The sequence below is a fragment of the Marinobacter sp. bablab_jr008 genome, from assembly GCF_016464145.1.
Classification (GTDB): domain Bacteria; phylum Pseudomonadota; class Gammaproteobacteria; order Pseudomonadales; family Oleiphilaceae; genus Marinobacter; species Marinobacter nauticus.
Genome location: NZ_JACDWW010000050.1, coordinates 11733 through 30821, shown reverse-complemented (window position 1 = coordinate 30821; position 19089 = coordinate 11733). Strand labels below are relative to the sequence as shown.

At 56.8% G+C, this 19089-nt stretch carries 18 protein-coding genes; 5 read left to right on the top strand and 13 right to left on the bottom strand.

The window, feature by feature from the left end:
* Positions 1-3: 3 nt before the first annotated feature.
* From lpxA to rpsB, 13 genes are all read right to left on the bottom strand, one after another.
* Positions 4-795 (bottom strand): acyl-ACP--UDP-N-acetylglucosamine O-acyltransferase, encoded by a 792-nt coding sequence (lpxA, locus tag JIF53_RS05150; RefSeq protein WP_153741584.1) that lies wholly within the window; start codon positions 793-795, stop codon positions 4-6.
* Entirely contained in the window at positions 795-1232 is a 438-nt protein-coding gene (gene fabZ / locus JIF53_RS05145; protein ID WP_011785996.1) for a 3-hydroxyacyl-ACP dehydratase FabZ, read from the bottom strand. Before fabZ ends, lpxA begins: the two co-directional genes overlap by 1 nt.
* Before the next feature lie 11 nt (positions 1233-1243).
* Positions 1244-2269: a UDP-3-O-(3-hydroxymyristoyl)glucosamine N-acyltransferase gene (gene lpxD / locus JIF53_RS05140; protein ID WP_199451986.1), complete on the bottom strand. Its 1026-nt coding sequence runs from the start codon at positions 2267-2269 to the stop codon at positions 1244-1246.
* A 41-nt stretch (positions 2270-2310) separates the two neighbouring features.
* Complete coding sequence (locus JIF53_RS05135) at positions 2311-2808, bottom strand: OmpH family outer membrane protein (RefSeq protein ID WP_199451985.1); 498 nt, start codon at positions 2806-2808, stop codon at positions 2311-2313.
* A 43-nt stretch (positions 2809-2851) separates the two neighbouring features.
* Positions 2852-5170 carry an outer membrane protein assembly factor BamA gene (gene bamA, locus JIF53_RS05130; protein ID WP_199451984.1) on the bottom strand — a complete coding sequence of 773 codons (2319 nt, stop codon included), beginning with the start codon at positions 5168-5170 and terminating at the stop codon, positions 2852-2854.
* 45 nt (positions 5171-5215) lie between these two features.
* On the bottom strand, positions 5216-6565 hold the full coding sequence (rseP, locus tag JIF53_RS05125) for an RIP metalloprotease RseP (protein WP_199451983.1): 1350 nt from the start codon (positions 6563-6565) through the stop codon (positions 5216-5218).
* A 49-nt stretch (positions 6566-6614) separates the two neighbouring features.
* Entirely contained in the window at positions 6615-7799 is a 1185-nt protein-coding gene (gene ispC, locus JIF53_RS05120) for a 1-deoxy-D-xylulose-5-phosphate reductoisomerase (protein ID WP_199451982.1), read from the bottom strand.
* On the bottom strand, positions 7796-8641 hold the full coding sequence (locus JIF53_RS05115) for a phosphatidate cytidylyltransferase (RefSeq protein ID WP_199452013.1): 846 nt from the start codon (positions 8639-8641) through the stop codon (positions 7796-7798). Before JIF53_RS05115 ends, ispC begins: the two co-directional genes overlap by 4 nt.
* Positions 8642-8660: 19 nt before the next feature.
* Positions 8661-9431, bottom strand: coding sequence for a polyprenyl diphosphate synthase (gene uppS / locus JIF53_RS05110; protein ID WP_153741591.1), 771 nt, complete (start codon positions 9429-9431; stop codon positions 8661-8663).
* A 62-nt stretch (positions 9432-9493) separates the two neighbouring features.
* A complete protein-coding gene (gene frr, locus JIF53_RS05105) occupies positions 9494-10051 on the bottom strand; it encodes a ribosome recycling factor (RefSeq protein ID WP_031210096.1) in 558 nt (185 codons plus the stop codon).
* A gap of 69 nt (positions 10052-10120) precedes the next feature.
* Positions 10121-10849, bottom strand: coding sequence for a UMP kinase (gene pyrH, locus JIF53_RS05100; RefSeq protein ID WP_011786005.1), 729 nt, complete (start codon positions 10847-10849; stop codon positions 10121-10123).
* Positions 10850-11029: 180 nt separating this feature from the next.
* Positions 11030-11899 carry a translation elongation factor Ts gene (gene tsf / locus JIF53_RS05095; RefSeq protein ID WP_153741592.1) on the bottom strand — a complete coding sequence of 290 codons (870 nt, stop codon included), beginning with the start codon at positions 11897-11899 and terminating at the stop codon, positions 11030-11032.
* Positions 11900-11992: 93 nt separating this feature from the next.
* Positions 11993-12745 carry a 30S ribosomal protein S2 gene (rpsB, locus tag JIF53_RS05090; RefSeq protein ID WP_011786007.1) on the bottom strand — a complete coding sequence of 251 codons (753 nt, stop codon included), beginning with the start codon at positions 12743-12745 and terminating at the stop codon, positions 11993-11995.
* 273 nt (positions 12746-13018) lie between these two features.
* Here rpsB and map point away from each other — a divergent pair, with 273 nt between their 5' ends.
* The 5 genes from map to dapD are packed head-to-tail and all read left to right on the top strand — an operon-like array spanning position 13019 to position 19041.
* Complete coding sequence (map, locus tag JIF53_RS05085) at positions 13019-13789, top strand: type I methionyl aminopeptidase (RefSeq protein ID WP_199451981.1); 771 nt, start codon at positions 13019-13021, stop codon at positions 13787-13789.
* A complete protein-coding gene (locus JIF53_RS05080) occupies positions 13790-16435 on the top strand; it encodes a [protein-PII] uridylyltransferase (RefSeq protein ID WP_153741594.1) in 2646 nt (881 codons plus the stop codon). It begins immediately after the preceding gene.
* A complete protein-coding gene (gene dapC / locus JIF53_RS05075) occupies positions 16432-17634 on the top strand; it encodes a succinyldiaminopimelate transaminase (RefSeq protein ID WP_199451980.1) in 1203 nt (400 codons plus the stop codon). Before JIF53_RS05080 ends, dapC begins: the two co-directional genes overlap by 4 nt.
* Complete coding sequence (locus JIF53_RS05070) at positions 17631-17972, top strand: ArsC family reductase (RefSeq protein ID WP_011786011.1); 342 nt, start codon at positions 17631-17633, stop codon at positions 17970-17972. The genes dapC and JIF53_RS05070 overlap by 4 nt, the downstream gene beginning before the upstream one ends.
* 40 nt (positions 17973-18012) lie before the next feature.
* Positions 18013-19041, top strand: coding sequence for a 2,3,4,5-tetrahydropyridine-2,6-dicarboxylate N-succinyltransferase (gene dapD, locus JIF53_RS05065; protein WP_022991540.1), 1029 nt, complete (start codon positions 18013-18015; stop codon positions 19039-19041).
* The last annotated feature ends 48 nt before the right edge of the window (positions 19042-19089 follow it).

Below are 19089 nucleotides of genomic sequence, written 5' to 3'. Positions count from 1 at the left end.
GGCTTAACGAATGATGCCGCGATCCGCTCCCTTGAGCGAGTCAATCAGCGGGAGTACCTCTGGGACATCGGCAAAGTTGCGCTCCAGCTCTTCGATGGCCTGCTCGGTCGTCAGGCCCTGGCGATAAACCACTTTGTAGGCCCTGCGAAGACTAAGGAGCGTATCCTTGGCAAAACCACGTCGCTTCAGCCCTTCCACATTCATGCCATGAGGCTGGGCAGACTGGCCGCTGGCCATAACATAGGCAGGAATATCCTTGAGTACGATACTGCCCCCGGCAGCCATGCTGTGGGGCCCGATATGACAGAACTGATGAACCATGGTACCGCCACCGAGAATGGCATGATCACCCACGGACACATGCCCTGCCAGGGTGGCACAGTTGGCCAGAATGGTATGATTTCCGACAATACAGTCATGGGCCACGTGCACATAAGCCATCAGCAAGTTGCCATTACCGATCCGGGTCTCACCCCGGTCCTGAATGGTGCCACGATGGATCGTACAGTTCTCGCGGATAACATTGTCATCACCAATGACCAACGTGGTCAGCTCACCAGCGTATTTCTTGTCCTGGCATTCTTCGCCGATACTGGAGAACTGGAAAATTCGGTTGTTGCGGCCGATCACTGTCGGCCCCTTGATAACCACGTGAGAGAGAATCTCGGTACCTTCACCAATCTCCACCCCCGGACCGATATAACTCCAGGGGCCAACCGTCACGTTATCCGCCAGTTTGGCTGACGGGTCCACAATCGCTTGAGGATGGACACCCGACCAGTCATTTGTCGCCATCAAACTTCTCTCTCAGCGGTAAGTATTTCTGCCACGCATACCACCTCGCCATCAACGAGTGCACGGCAATCAAACTTCCAGATACCGCGCTTGCCAGAGATGAACTCAGACTCCATATCCAAGCGATCACCCGGTAAAACGGGGCGCTTGAAACGCGCTTTACTGGACCCAGCCAAATATTGTACCACGCCATCCGACGGTTTCCGTTCCACAGTCACAAAACCAAGAATTCCTGACAGTTGCGCCATGGCTTCAATGATCAGGACGCCCGGCATGATCGGATTGTCCGGAAAATGACCGGTAAAAAAGGGCTCGTTGAACGATACATTCTTGTACCCCTTGATCGACTTCCCTTTTTCGACCTCAGTCACCCGATCCACCAGCAAGAAGGGGTAACGGTGCGGCAGGTACTCCAGAATTTCATCGATGTGCATCATCTTGATCGGCCTCAGCCCTCTAATTTCTTTTCCAGTTCTTTAATCCGTCGCGCCAGAGCATCCAGCTGGCGAAAGCGGACGGCATTTTTTCGCCATTGGCGATTGGTATCCGCACTAGTGCCGGAAGAATACACCCCCGATTCCCGGATATCACCGGTCACCAGGGTCATACCCGTAAGGTGAACCTGATCGGCTATTTCGAGGTGACCAGCCACGCCAGAGGCGCCACCAAACACGCAGTGATTGCCAATTCGGGTGCTACCTGCGATACCAACCTTGGCCGCCATCGCGCTGTGATCACCAATCTGCACGTTGTGAGCAATCTGAATCAGGTTGTCCAGCTTTACGCCGTTGCCTATCGTGGTGTCGTCCAGAGCGCCACGATCAATGGTGGTATTGGCGCCAACCTCCACGTCGTCGCCCAGCACCACGGCACCGAGCTGCGCGATGCGATGCCAGACACCCTTTTCATTGGCAAACCCGAAGCCGTCGGAACCAATCACCGCGCCACTGAGAATATGACAGCGCTTACCAACCACCACATCATGAGCAAGCGTGACCCGGGGCCGAAGCACACTGTCGTCTCCAATACATGCTCTTGCACCAATAAAACCACCAGCGTCGACAGCCACCCGCTCACCAATACGAACCCCGGCCTCAATCACAACGTGCGGGCCTATGGAAGCAGATTCAGGAATACTGGCAGACTCATCAACCACGGCTGTTGGATGAATGCCTGGGGAAGCCTTGGGAGCCGGATCAAACCAATGACTGAGGTGAGCATAGCCCAGGTAGGGGTTGTCCAGTAACAGGACATTGGTCGGAACTTCATCCGCCGCAGCCGCAGACACAATCACCGCTGACGCCCGGGTATCTTTCAGGTATTTGGCGTAGGAGGGATTTGCCAGAAAACTGATCTGGCCCGGGACGGCTGCCTGCAAGGTGGCAAGCCCGGTAATAAGGATATCGGGGTCTCCCCGGAGGCTCGCTCCCAATGCCTCGGCAATCTCCTGCAGCCGATAGGACTTCTGTGTCATCGTTTTCTCCAAACACAGGGGCCGGGGAGCCCCTTTCTACATCACTGGTTCAGTTTTTCGAGCAGCTGTGTGGTGAGGTTCATCTCCGGCTTGACGTAAACCACCGCTTCGCTGGGCAGAATCAGATCAAGGTCATTTTCCTCCAGAAGCTCCTTCACAGCCGCGTCTACCTCTGGCCGTGCGCCTTCCAGAAACTGCTGCTTGCGCTGGTTAACGGTTGCGTCGAGACGCTGTTTCAGGAAATTGAATTCCTTTACCTTTTCCTGAAACTCGGCGGCCAGCTGATTACGCTCGCTCTCGTTCATCATGGCGCCGTCCTTCTCCAGCCGATCCTTCAACTTGCGAGCGGCTTCCTGAGCTTCACGCACCTGGGCTTCGTCGCCGGCAAAATCCTGCTGCAGCTTTTCGCTGAATGCCTGGGCATCATTGGAGGAAAACAGAGCCTGGCGCAGATCTACCACACCAATACGGGTCTCCGCCGCTACCTGGGCCGATAAGGCCATGAGAGCGACTGCAAGGATAGTCATCAAACGGGTCATCAATCTTCTCCTTTGTTTCATTCTTTCTTTTTTTATAGCCCGGTCAGAACGTCTGCCCCAGTGAGAACTGGAAGACCTGGGTGTCGTCACCGGATTTATCATTCAGCGGCTTGGCCAGACTGAAAGCCAGCGGGCCTACCGCAGTGATCCACTGGAAACTGACACCAGCCGAAGTCCGCACCTCGCCTAACTCGGGATCAAAACCTCTCTCGGTATCAAACACCTGTCCGGCATCGACAAAGAAAGACGTGCGCATTGAGCGAGAGTCTCCCGCAAAGGGCGTCGGGAAGATCAGCTCCAACCCACCTTCTGTCAGAACGTTACCACCGAACGGATCGGGATCCGAGAAATCGCCTGCCGCACGCTCCGCCTTGTTACCCAGAGAGTTTGCTTCATATCCCCTTACAGAGCCATAGCCCCCGGAATAGAAATGCTCGAAGAACGGCATCTGACTGCGGTCACCGTAGCCGTCTCCATAGCCAATCTCAGTTCGCGCCCGTAAAACCCAGTTGGCAGAATCCGTCAGCGGGAAATAGAAATCCGTCCTGTGGGTCGCTTTATAGAAGGTCAGGTCACTGCCTGGTACAGCGACATCCAGTGACAGGGAATGACTGTAGCCGTTGGTTGGCAGTACCCCGCGGTTGAGTGTGCTGCGTCGCCAACTGCCAAAGAGGAAGTAGTTGGTAAACGAATCACCTTCATCAACGATGAAGTCTCTTACTTCCTGGGCAGAGAATACTCCGGGCTTGATCTTCGACTGAGTAACGCCAGCACCGAAATTCAAACGAGTGATGGAGTCTGTCGGGTACCCGAACGTTAACCGGCCCCCGTACTCATCCAGCAGGTAGGAGGAAATATCCTCTTCCTCGTAATCGGTTTCACGGGCAAACAAACTGAAGCCCCGGCTTACGCCATCCACCGTGTAGTACGGATCCAGATAAGACACATTGGCGCTTTTCACCGAATCGCTGACGTTCACACCAAACGAGACGCGCTTGCCAGTACCGAAGAAATTGTTCTCCGAGACCGAGGCACCCAGGATTACGCCGGAATTTTGCGAGAAGCCCACCGACGCGGACAAGCTGCCCGTTGGTTGCTCCTGCACGCTGTAGTTCACATCAACCAGATCGTCGGTGCCGGGTACCGGAACCGTTTCGACATCGACCGTCTGGAAAAACCCAAGGCGCTCGAGACGGGTTTTGGAGAATTCGATGCGGTCGGACGAGGCAACCCCACCCTCCATCTGGGTCATTTCCTGGCGCAACACCTCATCCTTTGTGGACACGTTGCCGTCGAAGTTTACCCGGCGGACATACGCCCGCTTGCCGGGCTCCACGAAGAAGGTAACAGCAGCTGTATTGTCTTCACCCGGCTCCGGCACCGCGTTGACGTTGGCGAACGCATAGCCTTCGCGACCGAGCCGGAACGAAAGCGCTTCGGAGATCGCCGTCATTTGTGCACGGGAGAATACATCCCCTTCTTTTACCGGAATGAACTTGCGGAGCTCTTCCTCACCGACTATCAGTTCACCCCGCAAGCGAATGTCCGAGATGGTGTATTGGGGGCCTTCATTAACGGAAATGGCAATAAAGACTTCCTGCTTGTCCGGCGAGATGGACACCTGACTGGATTCAACGTTGAAATCCAGATAGCCGCGATCTAGATAAAACGAGCGCAGGGACTCCAGGTCCCCGCTCAGGCGCTCACGGGCGTATTTGTCTTTGTTGGTCAGTGAGTTCCACCAGCTACTGGTGCGCAACTCGAACAGACCAATGAGTTCTTCATCGCTCAAATCTTCGTTTCCAACGATATTGATGTGCTGAATGGCGGCGACAGAACCCTCATTAATATCCAGGCGAATGGCAACACGGTTCCTGGGCAACTCTTCCGCTGTGGCTTTTACCCTTGCGTTGTAGCGACCCTGAGCGATGTAGGAGCGCAGAATTTCGAGCTCCAGTTTCTCCAGCGTGGCTCGCCGAAATACCTGACCTTCCTCCAGGCCCGCACCGGCCAGGGCGTCCATCAGCATCTCGGTCTCGATGTTCTTGTTACCCTCGATCTCAATAGAGGAAATCGACGGACGTTCCCGTACCGAGAGAATCAGCACGCCCTCATCACGACTGGCCTGGATATCCGTAAACAATCCGGTCCGGAAAAGATCCTTGATGGCCCCAGCGAGTCGGGTCTCGTCCATACGCTCGCCGATGTTTACCGGAAAAGCTGAAAACACAGAACCTGCTGAAACCCGCTGAAGGCCCTCTACCTCAATATCCGCAACCGTGAATTCATCCGCCAGCGCTGGCTTTATACCGGTTGCGGTAATTGCTAGGCCAACGGCTACAGCTAGAAGGGAACGTCTCATTCAGTTATTTCGCCTGGTTAATGTGCGGTAAGGAGCCCGCAATTCTCACAACCGCATCAGGTCGTTGTAAAGAGCAAACACCATTAAAGTCAGTATCAAAGCCATACCGATTCGTAATCCAAAGGCCTGGGCCTGCTCGGAAAGTGGCTTCCGGCGAATGGCTTCGATGGTGTAGTACACAATGTGCCCACCATCCAGAACCGGAACGGGGAGCAGGTTAAGCACGCCAAGACTAACACTCAGATACGCCAGAAAGCGCACAAAGTCTTCGAACCCCGAGCTGACACTCGCCTCGGCAACCCGGGCAATGGTAATCGGTCCACTGAGATTGGTCGGAGACAGCAGCCCGGTGACCATTTTTTTAATCGCCACCAGGGTCAGGCGTGTGTCGGCCCAGGTTTCATTCACAGCAGTCGGTATCGCCGCCAAAGGCCCGTAGCGGACCTCCCGCAACAGTTCGTCAGGCCAGTTCACTGCGCTTACGCCGGCACCTACGAAACCAACGACCTGACCATCCTCAAGCGTTCTCGAAGCAGGTGTTACCGGAACATTCAATTCATCGCCAGAGCGCTCGATGGTCAGTTCCAGAGTCTGTTCCGGGGCGTTCCGAATATGCTCCACCAGAGCGAACCAGTCCGGTACCGGCTCGCCATCAACAGCCAATATGCGGTCACCGCCTTTAAGCCCGGCCGCATTTGCCCGGCCATCGGCAGTCACCTCACCCAGCACCGCGGGGACATCCGGACGCCAGGGGGATATCCCGAATTCCGCCAGCGGGTTCGGAGTATCATCACTCAGACGCCATCCGTCCAATGGACCCGCTACAATGCCCCTGGAACCATCCCGGGAAATCTCCAGCGAAACCTGACCGTGCTCTCCCGCCCTTTCGAGCAGCCGCATGTTCACGTCTCGCCAGGAGGTCACCCTATGGCCGTCAACGACATGGATTTCCATCCCGCTTTCCAGCCCTGCCCGTTCGGCAACGCTGCCCTGAGCCACCTCGCCAACCACTGGAGCGACGGTGGTAACGCCAACAACACTCAACACCCAGTAAGCGAGAATCGCGAACAGAAAATTGGCAATAGGCCCGGCAGCCGCAATGGCGATGCGCTGGGACGGAGGTTTCGAGGTAAACGCCTGCTCACGCAGCTCTTCCGGTACCGGCCCTTCCCGCTCATCCAGCATTTTCACGTACCCCCCCAGGGGGATGGCCGCTACCGCATATTCGGTTCCGTGACGGTCATACCACGAAAACAGAGGCTTGCCGAACCCCACGGAAAAACGAAGCACCTTCACACCGAATCGGCGTGCCACCCAGAAATGGCCGTATTCGTGCAGCGTTACCAGGATTCCGAGGGTAAGCGCCAGTGCCAGTACGGTTTGAATGATCTGCATAGACGTTCCGGTTTATGGCTGAATGAGCGGCCTGTCAGGCCCAGGGACGTCAGACAGCCAGCAGGCTGATCTGTTCCCTGGCCCGGCGGCGAGCCTCGGCATCTTTCGCGAAAATAGTGTCAAAGCTGTCCGCCGGCACAACGTCTGTGGCCGTCAGGGTTCGCTCTATAATAACGGGGATATCGGCAAAGCACAGCCGGCCTTCCAGAAACGCCGCCACTGCAACCTCGTTCGCGGCATTGAGTACCGCAGGCGCTGTACCGCCTGCAGCAAAGGCTTCGGCCGCAAGGCGCAAACAGGGGAAACGCTGCAAATCCGGGCGTTCAAAGTGAAAACGGCCAATGGCGAATAAATCCAGGGGCGCGACACCAGCCTCAATACGCTCAGGCCAGGCCAGACCATTGGCAATGGGGGTGCGCATATCCGGGCTTCCCAACTGGGCAAGCACCGAGCCGTCGGCATATTCAACCATGGAGTGAATGATGCTTTCGGGGTGGACATGAACCTGCACGTTTGCCGGCGAGGTATTGAACAGCCAGCAGGCTTCAATCAACTCCAGGCCTTTGTTCATCAGGGTTGCAGAGTCCACAGAAATCTTCTGACCCATTGACCAGTTAGGGTGGGCGCAGGCCTGGGCCGGCGTCACCGCCCGTAAGTCCTCAGCCGCATACTCCCGGAAAGGTCCACCGGAGGCGGTCAGAAGGATACGGGTAATACCCGCGCCGCAAGGGTCTCGCACCTTGTCTGCCGGCATACACTGAAAAATGGCATTATGTTCAGAATCAATAGGCAGCAGCTCGGCCCCGTGGCGCTCAACCGCATCCATAAACAGTTTGCCGGACATCACCAACGCTTCTTTGTTGGCGAGAAGAACGCGTTTGCCGGCCCGGACTGCGGCCAGCGTTGGCGCCAGGCCGGCAGCGCCGACAATGGCAGCCATCACGGTGTCCGACTCCGCCGAAGCCGCCACCTCACAGAGCCCCGCTTCTCCCGCCAGCACGCGGGTCTCGGGCATATCCGCCAACAGCGCCTTCAGGCGTTCAGCAGCTTCTGCATCGGCCATCACCGCAACGGCCGGTCGAAATTCACGGCACAGGGTTGCCAATTCATCCGCCCGGGTTCCTGCGGTCAGGGCATACACTGAAAAACGGTCTGGATGCCTGCGAATAACATCCAGGGTACTCAAGCCAATGGAGCCCGTTGCGCCGAGAACCGTAATCGAGCGTTTCGTCATGCCACGACCTGGCCGGCGGTCAACCAGCCCAACAGAGTAATCATCAGGGCAAATACCGGAATGGCCGCGGTGAGGCTGTCGATACGATCCATAATGCCGCCATGCCCGGGCAGCAGCTGACTGCTGTCCTTGATGCCTCGAAAGCGCTTCAGCATGCTTTCAAGTAAATCGCCAAGAACCGAGACAAAACCGGTCACCAGACTTGCCACCACCAGCAGCATGGCTTCCGCGACACCTGCGTTGGCCAGAAGGCTGGCCACAATGGCGAGTAAGGCCACTGCAGCCAATCCTCCCCATACGCCAGCCCAGGATTTGCCGGGACTGACGCGAGGCGCCAGCTTGGCTTTACCAAAGGCGCGGCCGGCAAAATAGGCGCCGATATCAGCCACCCACACCACCAGAAAAATATACAGAATAACGACCAGATTGTTGGCCACGTCGCCAAACTGGAAGCCGCCATTGCGAAGGTGATTCAGGCCCACCCACGCGGGCACCAGTACCATGAACCCCATCAGCGCCCTGACCGGGATAGCGCCCCAGCGTTCGGATCCGGCGGGATACCGTCTGACCAGCCAGAAACAAACCAGCCACCAGGCAATCGCCAGCCAAAGCACCAACAGTGCTGGCAGGCCCCCCAGGGCATAGAGAAGTGCCGCCATAACCAGTGCATACCCGACGCGTCCGGGCTGGCTTTCGATTCCGGACATATTGGCCCATTCCCAGGCCCCTAACGTGATGATGGCGCCGGTAAACAGGGCGAACCCCAGAGGCGGAAGGAAAAAAATACCACCGATTGCAATCGGCGCCAGGATGAGTGCGGTAATGATTCGGGTTTTAAGCACGGTATTGGTCGCTTGGTCGTTATTGTTGTGCAGCGCGAGCAGCAATCTGGTCGTCGGTCTGACCGAAACGGCGCTGTCGATGGGCATAGGCATCAAGCGCCCTGAGCATTTGCTCGCGCTTGAAATCCGGCCAGAACACCTCGGAAAAGTAGAATTCGGTGTAGGCCAGGTGCCACAACATGAAATTGCTGATGCGTTGTTCACCCGCCGTCCGGATAAGAAGATCGGGCATGGGCAGATCACCGATGCTCAGGTGTTCCTGGATCAGGTCATCGGTGATATCTGACGGTTCCAGTTGGCCCATCCGCACCTGCTCCGCTACCTTGCGGGTCGCCTGGGTGATGTCCCAGTGGCCACCGTAATTGGCCGCAATCACCAGCGTCATTCGGGTATTGTCACGGGTCAGCGCCTCGGCTTTCTCCATATGCTCCTGGAGCGCCGGATTGAAGGCTGAACGATCACCGATAATCCGTAGGCGGATGTTGTTGCGATGCAGTTTGCGGACTTCCCGCTCCAATGCGATCAGGAACAGACGCATAAGAGCTGATACTTCGTCCTTGGGCCGGCGCCAGTTCTCGCTGGAAAAGGCAAACAGGGTCAATACCTCCACGCCCTCTTTGGCGCAGGTTTCCACCACCGCCTTGACCGCATCCACCCCGGCCTTGTGGCCCGCCACTCCCTTAAGCCGGTGCGCTTTGGCCCAGCGGTTATTGCCATCCATGATAATGGCGACATGCCGGGGGCAGTTATCTGCTGCCACCGGAATTTCTGCGGTAACTTTTGCCGTCATGAAATCCTCTGTGCGGCGGGACTCCCCCGCCGCTGATCCTGCTCCTGAATGAACCCGGGCGCTTAAACCGCCATCAGGTCCTCTTCCTTCGACTTCAACATCTTTTCAACTTCGGCGATGTATTTGTCGGTGAGCTTCTGAATTTCATCTTCGCCACGGTGCTGATCGTCTTCGCTGATTTCCTTTTCCTTAACCAGCTCTTTGATCATGTGATTGGCATCGCGACGAGCGTTACGAATAGACACCCGACCATGCTCCGCATCAGCCTTTGCCTGCTTGACCATTTCTTTACGGGTCTCTTCAGTCAGCATCGGCATGGGCACGCGGATGATGTCGCCACTGGTGGCCGGATTCAGGCCAAGGTCAGACGTCATAATCGCTTTCTCAATCGTGGGCACCAGATTCTTTTCCCAGGGCGCAACCGTCAGCGTCCGGTTGTCTTCCACGTTCACGCTGGCCACCTGCTTCAGCGGTGTTTCCTGACCGTAGTAGTTCACCATTACGCTGTCCAGGATCGCCGGATGGGCACGTCCGGTACGGATTTTATTGAAAGCCGAATGCAGAGCTTCCAGGCTCTTTTTCATTTTCTTTTCGGCTTCAGCTTTGATGTCGTTAATCACGTCAGCTTCCTCAATTCGTTCGTCTGGTTCCATGCAGGAAGCCGGCACTTCAGGCGCCGGCAGCCTTATTCATTCAATCAATGTGCCTTCCCGTTCCCCGGTCACAATGCGCGTCAGCACACCGGGGCGGTTCATGTCGAAGACCCGAAGCGGCATACCGTGATCCCGCGCCAGGCAGATGGCCGTGAGATCCATCACGCCCAGTTTCTTGTCCAGAACCTCATCATAGGTCAGGTGGTCGTATTTTACTGCGGTAGGATCAAGATGGGGATCGGCCGAGTAAACGCCATCTACCTTGGTTGCCTTCAGAACAGCGTCAGCTTCAATTTCAATGCCACGCAGACAGGCCGCGGAGTCCGTGGTGAAGAACGGGTTGCCGGTACCCGCGCTGAAGATGACCACGTCACCTTCCTTAAGATCCCGCACCGCACGGCGACGGTCATAATGCTCGACAATGCCGCTCATGGGGATAGCAGACATCACGCGGGTACGGATGTTCGAACGCTCCAGCGCATCACGCATGGCCAGGCCGTTCATGACCGTGGCCAGCATCCCCATGTGGTCTCCGGTCACGCGATCAAGGCCTGCCGCATTGAGGGCTGCTCCGCGAAACAGGTTGCCACCGCCAATGACCAGCCCCACTTGAACACCAATGCCAATAAGGGCACCAATTTCCAGGGCCATACGATCAAGAACTTTGGGATCAATACCGAAATCGTGCTCTCCCATCAGGGCTTCGCCACTGAGCTTGAGCAGAACACGCTTGTATCTGGGCTGGTTTTTCGAAGATGTCGGCATGGTGGTCCCCTTCTCGTCTGTTGGCTATCCGGCGCAAACCCGTTGCAGGCTTGTATCTGACATACTCCTCAAAAAAGGGGTATCTCAGATACAAGCCCGCCACGAAAGCCGGGCGAACCCGGCTGACGTGGCAGACTCAGGTGGCACTACCATGTTGCACGGCAGTGCCTCGAAGAGGAATCAGGCCTTGCCTGTGCCAGCGGCAGCAGCCACTTCAGCAGCAAAATCCACTTCTTCTTTCTCGATGCCTTCACCCACTTCCAGGCGAATGAAACCAACCAGGTCGCCACCGGCCGACTTGATCAGGTCACCCACTTTCTGGTCCGGATTCTTGACGAACGGCTGCTCAACCAGGCTGTTTTCAGCCAGGAACTTCTTGATGCGGCCACCCATCATCTTCTCAACGATCTCGGCAGGCTTGCCTTCCATATCCGGCTGGGCCTTGATGATCTCTTTCTCTTTTTCCAGCTCTTCAGCCGGCATGTCGTCAGGCTTGCCAACGCGCGGGTTAACAGCAGCAACGTGCATGGCAATGTCGCGAGCCAGCTCTTCGTCACCTGCAGTCAGGGCAACAACGGAAGCGATCTTGTTGTTGCTGTGCACGTAACCACCCACAACCGGGCCTTCAACCTTGATGATGCGACGAACGGTGATGTTTTCACCGATCTTCTGAACCAGAGCCTCACGCTTGGCTTCCAGGTCGCCTTCCATCAGCTTGGCAACGTCAGTTTCGCCCTTCTCGAAGGCAACATTCAGAACGTCGTTGGCAAAGTTCATGAAGTTGTCGTCGCGAGCAACGAAGTCAGTTTCGGAGTTCACTTCCAGAATGAAGGCCACGGTGTTGTCGTCAGACACCTTGACCAGAGACACGCCTTCAGCGGCAGTACGGCCGGCCTTCTTGGCGGCTTTCAGACCGGAAGACTTGCGCAGCTCTTCAATCGCAGTTTCAACATTGCCTTCAGCTTCAACCAGTGCTTTTTTGCACTCCATCATGCCAAGGCCAGTACGCTCACGCAGCTCTTTGACCATTGCAGCGGTAATTGCAGCCATGTTCAATCCTCTTGTCTTTTCCGAATTCGGTGGGGAGGTATACCCGCATAAACAGGCGGGCATACCTTACAACTCAAACGTTAAGCCTGGATGTTACTCGGCGGCCGGAGCAGCGCCTGCAGCATCTTCGCTGACTTCAACAAACTCGTCAGCGCCAGCGCCGGCAGACTGGGAAGCTTCCAGACAGGTATCGGCAACGGCTTTCACGTAGATCTGGATAGCACGGATGGCGTCATCGTTACCCGGGATCACGTAATCAACACCATCGGGATCGCTGTTGGTATCAACAACACCGATAACAGGAATACCCAGCTTATTGGCTTCCTTGATGGCGATACGCTCGTGGTCTACGTCGATAACGAACAGGGCATCCGGCAGGCCACCCATATCCTTGATACCACCGATGGAGCGCTCGAGCTTATCCATCTCACGGGTACGCTCAAGAGCTTCTTTCTTGGTCAGCTTGTCGAAAGTACCGTCCTGGCTCTGGGCTTCCAGATCACGGTAGCGACGGATAGACTGACGGATGGTCTTGTAGTTGGTCAGCATACCACCCAACCAGCGGTGGTTAACGTAAGGCTGACCGGAACGCTGAGCTTCTTCCTTGATGATCTTGGAAGCCGCGCGCTTGGTACCAACAAACAGGATCTTGTTCTTGTTCTCAGCCAGAGACTGAATGAAGTTCAGCGCTTCATTCATGGCCGGAACAGTCTGCTCCAGGTTGATGATATGAATCTTGTTACGGGCGCCGAAGATGAACTTCGACATTTTCGGGTTCCAGTAGCGAGTCTGGTGACCGAAGTGAGCACCTGCCTTGAGCAGGTCACGCATATTTACCTGAGCCATGATATTTACCTTTTAGCTTCGGGTTAGTCCTCCACGCGTCCGATTGCCCCAACCAGCCTCCTTTAAACAGGAGCCGGCACCCTGGGACAACGTGCTGACACGTGTGTGAATTTGCCGGATTCGTTTCCGGCGGGCGCGTTTATACCATATCTGCCAGGCCAAACGCCATTATTTTTAGCCCCGGACTATGGCCAGCATAGCCTGCTCCCCGCCTTGTACCTTATGTCGCCGCCCCTTAAAATGCCGGTTTGATACAAATCAACAGGAAGCCCGATGCAGGTAACTATCAAGACCCCCGAAGAGATTGAAAAGATGCGCGTGGCCGGTCGCCTGGCTGCCGAAGTTCTGGAAATGCTCGACGAACATGTCAAACCCGGCATCACCACGGAAGAGCTGGATCGTATTGCGCACGACTATATCGTCAACACACAGCAGGCAATTCCCGCGCCCCTGAACTACAAGGGCTTCCCCAAGTCTATCTGCACATCTGTCAACCACGTAATCTGTCACGGCATCCCGTCCGAGAAGAAGGTGCTGAAGGAAGGCGACATCATCAATATTGATGTCACTATCATCAAAGACAGTTACCACGGCGACACCAGCAAGATGTGGATTGTGGGTAAGCCCAAGCCCGGCACCGAACGCCTGATCCAGATCACCCAGGAGTGCCTATATAAAGGCATTGAACTGGTGAAACCCGGAACCCGTCTGGGTGATATTGGCCACGCAATACAGCAGTATGCCGAGAAACACCGTTACTCCGTTGTCAGAGACTATTGCGGCCACGGCATTGGCAAAGTGTTTCACGAGGAGCCCCAGGTAATGCACTACGGCAAGCCCGGCACCGGCATGGAACTCAAAGAAGGCATGACCTTTACCATCGAGCCGATGATCAACCAGGGCAAATACCAGACCAAGTTACTGGCAGATGGCTGGACAGTAGTCACCAAGGATCACAAACTGTCGGCACAGTGGGAGCACACCATTCTGGTAACCTCCGATGGCTATGAGGTGCTCACCCGCCGATCGGAAGAGTCGTTCTAAGTGGACCGAAGCGAGCTGGAATCCCGCATCAGTAACGACACCTCACCGGTGTTTGCCGCACGCGAACTGTTGCGGGAAAGCTACAACGCTGATGCCGAGGCATTTCGGCAAGGCGCCGATGTCCGGGCCCTGGTTCATGCCAGGGCCAACACCATCGACAAGGTACTCCGACTGATCTGGAACCGGTACCCATTTTCCCGCTCCGCTGACATTGCGCTGGTGGCCGTCGGGGGTTATGGCCGAGGCGAGCTGCACCCCCATTCCGATATTGACCTGCTGATTCTTACCCGCAACGGCATAGAAGAAGACTGGCAGGAAGACCTGGGCGCGTTTGTTACCCTGCTCTGGGATCTGAAACTCGATATTGGCCACAGCGTTCGCAGCCTGGCGGAATCCATTCAGGCCGCCCGGGAAGATATCACTATCCTGACCAACCTGCTGGAAACACGCACCATCGCAGGCCCGGATGGATTGCGAGCCCAACTCAGTGAGCAGGTGTATTCAGACGACGTCAGTTCGGACCGGGACTACTTCCTCGCCAAACGGGAAGAGCAGCAGCAGCGCCACAAGAAATACGGCGACACCGAATATAACCTGGAGCCCAACGTCAAAGGCTCACCGGGCGCCCTTCGAGATATCCAGACCATCGGCTGGATCACCAAACGCCATTTCGGCCTGCAGAATATTGCCGACCTCACCCGCTTCAGCATCCTGACCGAAGAAGAGCATCAGATTCTGTATCAGGGAGAGACCTTCCTCTGGCAGCTCCGCTTTGGTCTTCAATTACTGGCCGACCGCAACGAAAATCGCCTGCTGTTTGACCACCAGCGAGCGCTGGCGCAAATGCTCGGGTACCAGGACGAAGGCAAACGCCTGGGTGTGGAACTGATGATGCAGCAGTACTACCGCACTGTGCTTGCACTGGCGGAGCTGGCCGACGTGATCCTGCAGTATTATGACGAAGCCATCATTGGCAGCGGCGGCGAAGATGAAATTCGCCCCCTGAACAAACGTTTCCAGGTTCGCAACCTTTACATTGAAGCGGTGAACAATCAGGTGTTCGCCTACGCCCCGTACGCGATCATGGAAATCTTCGTGCTGATGGCGCAACACCCGGAGATCAAAGGTATCCGGGCCACCACGATTCGCTCACTCCGGGCCCACAGGCATCTGATTGATGACGCGTTCCGGTCTGACCTGGCCGTCACTACGCTGTTTATGGAGCTGCTACGCACGCCCCATGCCCTGGACCAGACTCTGTCGGCCATGAAGAAGTACAACGTGCTGGGCCGCTACCTGCCGGAGTTCGGCCAGATCATCGGGCAGATGCAACACGACCTTTTCCATATCTATACGGTAGACGCCCACACCATGCGGGTGATCCGTAATATGGTGAGGCTCAACAGCACCGAGGCCCGAACCGAATACCCCCTGGCCTCCCGTCTGATCCACCGGCTGCCGAAACTGGAAACCCTGTTTATTGCCGGCCTCTACCACGACGTGGCAAAAGGCCGGGGCGGCGACCATTCCGAGCTTGGCGCCATTGATGCCGAAGCCTTTTGCGAGCGGCACCATCTCAGTGAACGGGACACCCAGCTGGTGTCTTGGCTGGTGGAAAACCACCTGCTAATGTCGATGACCGCGCAGCGCAAGGATATTTCCGACCCGGACATCATTCAGGCCTTTGCCCGCGCGGTACCCAGCCTCGCCCACCTGGACTATCTCTACATCCTCACGGTTTGCGATATCAGTGCCACCAATCCCAAACTGTGGAACACCTGGCGCGCGTCGTTGTTGCGCCAGCTTTATATAGAAACCAAACGGGCTCTGCGCCGCGGCACTGACAATCCGGTAGACCGGCAGTCCTGGATCCGGGCCACCCAGGAGGAAGCCAGGGAAATCCTCCACGCCCAGAACATGACCGACGAACAGATCGACCAGATCTGGAATACCGTGGACGACGAATACTTCCTGCAGGATTCCACTGTCGATATCGCCTGGCAAACAGCCGCCATCATTCGCCACGGCGACAACCCGGATCCTCTGGTGCTGATCCGGGACACCCGGGGTGGCCCGACTGACGGCTATTCCCAGATCATCATCTACATGAAAGATCGCGTCGCCCTGTTTGCCGCCACCACCGCTGTTCTGGAGCAGTTGAACCTGAACATTGTGGATGCCCGCATCAATTCCACCGAAGGCCCCTATTCCATCAGCTCCTATGTGGTTCTGGATGACAAGGGCCAGCCGCTGGGTATCGACCCGGCCCGGAAGGAGCGCGTACGCAAGCGACTGATTGAAGAACTGGACGACCCGGAAGACTATCCGGACATCATCCATCGCAGAACGCCAAGGCAGTTGAAACACTTTGCGTTCCCGACCGAGGTGACCTTCTCCAACGACACCATCAATCAGCGCACGGTGATGGAACTGATCACACCGGACCGCCCCGGTCTGCTGGCGCGGATTGGCCAGGTGTTGCTGGAACATCGGGTGCGGCTGACCAACGCCAAGATTGCCACGCTGGGAGAGCGGGTTGAAGACGTGTTCTTCATCACCGACGAACAGGGCGAACCCCTGCGCGACCCGGGCGTGTGCCAGGCCCTGCAACAGGACCTCTGTAAAATGCTGGACGAGATTCAATGAACCCCAATCTGGAAAGACTTCACCCCTATCCCTTCGAGAAACTGGCCAAACTGAAGGCCGGCATTTCGGTGCCAGAACATCTGGCGCCCATCTCCCTGGGAATTGGTGAGCCCAAGCACCCATCGCCAGCCTTCGTAAAGGACGTTATTGCCGATAATCTGGATAAACTGGCGAATTACCCCACGACCAAAGGCACGGACGAACTTCGTAGCGCGATTGCCGCATGGGCAACCCACCGGTTTGATCTTGCACCGGCGTCATTAGATCCGAACCGCCACGTGGTGCCCGTAAACGGAACCCGCGAAGCCATCTTCGCCCTGGTTCAGGCGGTTGTGGATGCTGGCAAACCCGCCACCGTGGTCAGCCCCAATCCTTTCTATCAGATCTACGAAGGCGCAGCCTTCCTGGCCGGCGCCACACCGGTTTATCTGCCCTGCGATGGCGGCAATGGCTTCATCCCGGACTTCGACGCCGTGCCCGAGTCGGTCTGGAAGAACTGCCAGATCCTGTTCCTGTGCTCGCCCGGCAATCCGAGTGGAGCGGTGATTCCGAGGGAAACCCTGGTAAAAGTGATTGAACTGGCCGACCAGCACGATTTCCTGATTGCCTCGGACGAGTGCTATTCAGAGCTCTACCCGGACGAAGCCAACCCGCCGGAAGGCTTGCTGCAAACTTGCGCCGCCATCGGCCGCCACGATTTCAAGCGCTGTGTGGTGTTCCACAGCCTGTCCAAACGCAGCAACCTGCCGGGCCTGCGGTCCGGCTTTGTGGCCGGCGACGCCGAGGTGCTGGCAGGCTACCTGAAATACCGCACCTACCACGGCTGCGCCATGCCCATACATAACCAATTGGCCAGCATCGCCGCCTGGAAGGATGAGGACCATGTGCGCGAAAATCGGGCCGCCTACCGGGCCAAGTTCGAGGCAGTCGTGCCCATTCTGCGCGAAGTGATGAACGTCGACTTCCCGGATGCCGGCTTCTACCTCTGGCCGGAGACGCCCATGGACGACGAAACATTCGCCCGGGAGCTGTCCGCCCGACAGAACGTACACGTATTGCCGGGCCGATATCTGTCGCGCACGGTAAACGGCCACAACCCGGGTGAAAACCGCGTGCGCATGGCACTGGTGGCTCCCTTGGAGGAATGCGTTGAGGCCGCGAAACGTATCGTTGAGTTTGTAAAAGGTTTTGAACAATGAAGTTATATGGCATCCGCAACTGCGACACCGTCAAAAAGGCCCGGAAGTGGCTGGATGAACACGGCGTGGACTATGAGTTCCATGATTTCAAGAAAGACGGCCTGAGCAGCGAGAAGCTCAGCCAGTGGGAGCAGGCCGTTGGCTGGGAAACGCTCCTGAACAAACGCGGGACCACCTGGCGAAAACTTCCCGACGAGGTTCGTGATACCATTAGCGCCCAAAGTGCCCACCAGATCATGCTGGACAACCCCTCCATCATCAAACGCCCTGTCGTCGAGCGCGGAGACGGCGTAAGCGTGGGGTTCAACGCAGACGACTGGTCTGCGTGGCTGGGCTGAATTTTTCTGACTATTTAATGACAACAGGAGCAACCACCAGATGAGTTTTGCATTCGGTATCGGAATCGGCACCCAGAACAACCAGGGCGAATGGCTGGAGGTGTACTACCAGCAGCCGATCATGACACCCGACAGAGACCTGATCGACGTGGTTGAGTCTGCGCTGGACTATAAGGGTGGCAACCAGGCCATCAGCGTGAAAGCAGAACAACTGGCACAGTTTGCCAACGCCCTTCGCCAACTGGGCCGGACAGACCAGGCCAAACTGGCCGAGAAAGCGGCTGAGAGCAAGCGCCCCGTGGTAGTCACCGTACTGGCAACGGACGATACCGCTTCCAGCACGCCGGAGGTGTACCTGAAACTGCACCTGATCTCACACCGCCTGGCCAAGCCCCACAGCCTGAAGCTGGACGGCATTTTTGGCCTGCTGCCCAACCTGGCCTGGACCAACGAAGGCGCCATTGACCTGAATGAACTGCCGGAGCGGCAACTGCAGGCACGCCTGGATGGCCGTATTCTGGAAGTGAAGTCGGTCGACAAATTCCCGCAGATGACGGATTACGTAGTGCCCAAGGGTGTACGTATTGCCGACACCGCCAGGGTACGTCTGGGGGCCTACGTAGGCGAAGGTACCACCGTCATGCATGAAGGCTTTATCAACTTCAACGCCGGTACCGAAGGCACCAGCATGATCGAAGGGCGCATCTCCGCAGGCGTTATGATCGGTAAAGGCTCCGATCTGGGCGGCGGCTGTTCCACCATGGGCACGCTTTCCGGCGGCGGCAACATCATTATTTCCGTGGGCGAGAACTGCCTGCTGGGCGCCAATGCCGGCATCGGCATCCCGCTGGGCGATCGCTGCACCGTTGAAGCTGGCCTGTACATCACCTCAGGCACCAAGGTGGCCCTGCTGGATGACCACAACAAACTGGTGGAAGTGGTGAAAGCCCGCGATCTGGCCAGCAAAAACGATCTGCTGTTCCGTCGCAATAGCCAGACCGGTGCGGTTGAGTGCAAAACCAACAAGACCGCCATTGAACTGAACGAAGAACTGCACGCCAACAACTAAGGCTGTAGCCCGCCACAGAACCCACCGACACCGGGGGTTCTGTGGTGT